General features: G+C 38.3%; 4 protein-coding genes. 1 reads left to right on the top strand and 3 read right to left on the bottom strand.

From position 1 onward, the window contains the following. The first annotated feature begins 209 nt into the window (after positions 1-209). Positions 210-1,232 (top strand): J domain-containing protein, encoded by a 1,023-nt coding sequence (locus PVK62_RS17010; RefSeq protein ID WP_274445571.1) that lies wholly within the window; start codon positions 210-212, stop codon positions 1,230-1,232. A 69-nt stretch (positions 1,233-1,301) separates the two neighbouring features. Here PVK62_RS17010 and aqpZ read toward each other — a convergent pair whose 3' ends face one another. From aqpZ to PVK62_RS16995, 3 genes are all read right to left on the bottom strand, one after another. After that, a complete protein-coding gene (gene aqpZ / locus PVK62_RS17005; protein ID WP_274445569.1) occupies positions 1,302-1,988 on the bottom strand; it encodes an aquaporin Z in 687 nt (228 codons plus the stop codon). A gap of 278 nt (positions 1,989-2,266) precedes the next feature. Continuing rightward, complete coding sequence (locus PVK62_RS17000; protein WP_274445568.1) at positions 2,267-2,839, bottom strand: YceI family protein; 573 nt, start codon at positions 2,837-2,839, stop codon at positions 2,267-2,269. 567 nt (positions 2,840-3,406) lie between these two features. Next, positions 3,407-3,619, bottom strand: a complete 213-nt coding sequence (locus tag PVK62_RS16995) for an HP1 family phage holin (protein WP_274445567.1) — start codon at positions 3,617-3,619, stop codon at positions 3,407-3,409. Positions 3,620-3,768: the final 149 nt, after the last annotated feature.

The following is a 3,768-nucleotide window of genomic DNA, read 5'->3' as shown; positions in this document are numbered from 1 at the left end:
AGACGCTGGAGCACAACCTAAACAAGAAGATGATGTGGTAGATGCTGAGTTTGAAGAGGTAAAATAATAGCCCATTCAACAATAAGACAGTCTAGATACTAAATACAGGGCGTATTGAGGAAACTCATGCGCCCTTTTTCTTTCTTTCGTATTATCAAATCGCTACACTAGCGACCACCCTTTTATTCCAACTGAATATATTAAAATTTATGATCCGTTCTATTGTGCTTACTGCTGTTCTACTTTTTAGTTTCACCACTTACGCTAACTCTTTAGAAGAGAAAGCGGAATTAGGCGATTCTCGCGCACAAGTAAAATTGGCAATGGAATATGAATCAGGCACTAACCGTCCTACCAATATTGATCACGCAATTCAGTGGTATAAACAGGCGGCAATACAAGATAATACAACCGCACAATTTAACCTTGGTCAGATCTATAAAAATGGCTATGGCATTGCTCAAGATTCAAAACAAGCCATCTATTGGTTTACTCGCGCAGCGACACAAAACCACCCACCTTCTCAGTTTTATTTAGGTGAGATTTACGAGTACGGATTATCAGGAAAAGTAGACTTATACAATGCATCACTGTGGTACCAAATTGCGTCACACAATGGGCATGGTGAAGCTATGCTTGGCTATAAACGAGTATTACAAACCTTAGCTGAGCAACAGCAAAAGCCAGTCGTTGAGCAACAAGAAGCCGCAGAAGTTAAACCTAAAAAAGTAACACCAGAACAAACTGCCGGTCCTGCGTCTGAACCCGAGCCAAAAACCATCATCATTACACAAATGGAAAAGCCAACTGCGCTTATCACTCTTGGGAGCTATCTGCTTATTACCATTATGATGGTTGTGCTTGTTTTCTTACTATTACGATTAAAGCAGACCTTTGCGCGAACTAAAGGTAATAGCGAGCAACAAAGCAGTTTTTCAAAATCATTACAGAATGAGAAGTTAAAACAACTGCAAGACAGCAATGAGAAATTGAAGATCAGAGCGGACGCTCAAGAGATCACGATCAAACGCTTACAAATTGAGTTAGAGGCGGCAAATAAATCATCTTCGTCATCATTTACTCAGTATCAACTGCTCGGCATTAATATACACAGCAGCAGTGCCGATATTAAGAAGCAGTATCGTAAGCTTGCTCAACTCCACCACCCTGATCATGGTGCTGATGGTGTGATGTTAGCCGAAATAAATAAGGCTTATAGCCAAATAAAATAGTGCTACCCATCAAAAAATGCCGATGACATCAATCATCGGCATTTTTTTTTGTATTCAATCTCTAAAGGATTATGACTCTTTTGCCATTACTTTATAGATAAGTGCACCAATTACAGCACCTACAATCGGAGCAACCCAGAACAACCAAAGTTGAGATGTTGCCCAATCACCTACATAAACGGCAACCGCTGTACTACGAGCTGGGTTAACAGAAGTATTAGTAACAGGGATACTGATTAAGTGAATTAGTGTTAAACATAGACCAATTGCAATTGGAGCAAAGCCCGCAGGAGCACGGCTATCTGTAGCGCCCATAATTACAATGAGGAACATAGCAGTTAGTACCACTTCAATGATAAGTGCTGACATCATTGTGTAACCACCAGGAGAGTGCTCACCAAAACCATTTGATGCAAAACCACCAGCAAGATCAAAACCAGCTTGGCCGCTTGCGATTAGGTATAAGATACCACCTGCTGCAATACCACCAAGAACCTGAGAGATGATGTATGGCACTAAATCTTTAGCATCAAAACGACCACCTACCCATAGACCAATTGATACCGCTGGGTTTAGGTGACAACCTGAGATATGACCAATAGCAAACGCCATTGTTAGTACTGTTAGACCAAATGCAAGCGCAACGCCTACAAAGCCTATGCCTAGCTCAGGGAAACCTGCTGCTAATACTGCACTACCACAACCGCCCAGCACTAGCCAAAACGTACCGATAAACTCTGCCATGTATTTATTCATAATAATTCCTATATAATTTTTATCTCTTGATTTCGCTTTAATTTTTCATCACGAATCAAGTTATTGTTCAAAAAGAATATAGGTTACGATTAACAAAATAGACACATATAGTTCTCAATTTGTTTTCGATTTTCATTTTTGAGACACGATTCCAAAAGCTGTAACACTTATTTATCTTGAAATTACAGATATTTGAGGGCGTTACACAGATCAATTTAATCGCCAGATAATAAAAAAGCCTAGAAATATCCAGGCTTTTTATATTAAGAAGTAAAAACTTATTTTTTAAATACTAATGCAAGGGAAACAGGAACTCTATCCGATATTTTTATTCCACCAACAGTCGCAGCCAGTTTCGTTAAGTTCTCACTAGGAAGCCCGAAATCTGAAGCGCCTACAATTACTGATGAAGACGAACTCACCATTACATAGTTATCATTTTTTAAGATTACGACAGGAAAACCAATTGATTTTGTTTTGCCATACATTGTGACTTGCACAGGAATCTCTAGCTTTTGAGGTCCATTAGATAAAGCAGCCAAGTCCACTTTACCGCTTACTTTAACATCAGGGTATTTCACAGACTCAAAGAATATATCATTCAATCTAGTATCTCTAATTGGGATACCAGTACTGATCCCTTTTAGATTTACATCGATAGAAAACTGCCCACTTTCACTTAATTCACCAGATAAGGTGTTTATTGTGGCTGGCTCTACAACAAATTGGTTTTTAATTGTCGTAAAGCTGACTGAAGATAATTTAGATTCTAAAAGATAGTTATCAGCAGCGAAAGACTGGGTGGACATCAGAGCAAGAGCAAGACTAAAAGAAGATAATATTTTTTTCATTTATAGTTAACCTTATATTGAGTTATTGTTTTGAATCGTTCAAATAATACTCCTAATAAAATGAATCAAATAAAGAATTAAATCGATTGATCTTAAGCGTTTTTTCAATGAGATGTAGTCCACAATTTAATCATTACAAATGAACTATTTTTAAATATGTAATAAAGCCTCTATCTTCTTTCCCTAATGCCTTGCGATTATGTGATAGATCTCTGATAATTAATGTATTGCTCTTAATTGGACACACTTATGCCGCAGGATAACCCACCAAGTTTCTTCTTCTTTGGTTGTGGTATCAACGCTTCAACTTACTGATTTTTATTTAAAATAAGTAACCTTGGCATAAGGTAGGACGCTATAAACTGTAACTACACTCTTAAAGTCATTACAAAACGTCCTACACCACCAACCTCTAATATATATACTATTTTGTAGGCCTACCCCAATAATCCTGTTATTCGGCACCCCTCCAAATTTGCGACATGCGATAAACCTTGTTCGCTGGTAGCCAAATTGGAATCAATGCCAAAGACAACGCCCAGTATGACTCCCACTGAACAAATGGCTTTAGTCACTAATCTCTTCATATAATTTCTCACTGATGGGACGTTTGCGAATTTCTTCGAGCGTTTTCTTTTTGTAATGGCGGTTAATGAACACGGTAGACGCCACGCACACCCCACCAACGAGGCTCATCCAATCTTGCAATGAGAACGCACTAAACAAAGCAAAAGCCCAAGCAGAGACATACGCGGATAAAGAACTTATCTTTTCTTGCATATTTCACCCATAAAAAAAGCACCCCGAAAGGTGCCAGTAAACGTCATAAATTGCAGGTATAAAAAAACCCCGCCGGATGGGCGAGGTTTTTCGATGTGGTAATTATGCTTTATTACTAAAAGAATATCAATAAACTTAACTAAATATCC

Source organism: Aliivibrio sp. S3MY1 (genome assembly GCF_028765575.1).
Lineage (GTDB): Bacteria > Pseudomonadota > Gammaproteobacteria > Enterobacterales > Vibrionaceae > Aliivibrio.
The sequence above is the reverse complement of the archived record's forward strand: the minus strand, read 5'-3'. Positions and strand labels throughout refer to the sequence as shown.

Bases quoted from the DNA above. Each gene is read 5' to 3' on its own strand.
- PVK62_RS17010 (WP_274445571.1), top strand. From the start codon at position 210: ATGATCCGTTCTATTGTGCTTACTGCTGTTCTACTTTTTAGTTTCACC.
- aqpZ (WP_274445569.1), bottom strand. From the start codon at position 1,988: ATGAATAAATACATGGCAGAGTTTATCGGTACGTTTTGGCTAGTGCTG.
- PVK62_RS17000 (WP_274445568.1), bottom strand. From the start codon at position 2,839: ATGAAAAAAATATTATCTTCTTTTAGTCTTGCTCTTGCTCTGATGTCC.
- PVK62_RS16995 (WP_274445567.1), bottom strand. From the start codon at position 3,619: ATGCAAGAAAAGATAAGTTCTTTATCCGCGTATGTCTCTGCTTGGGCT.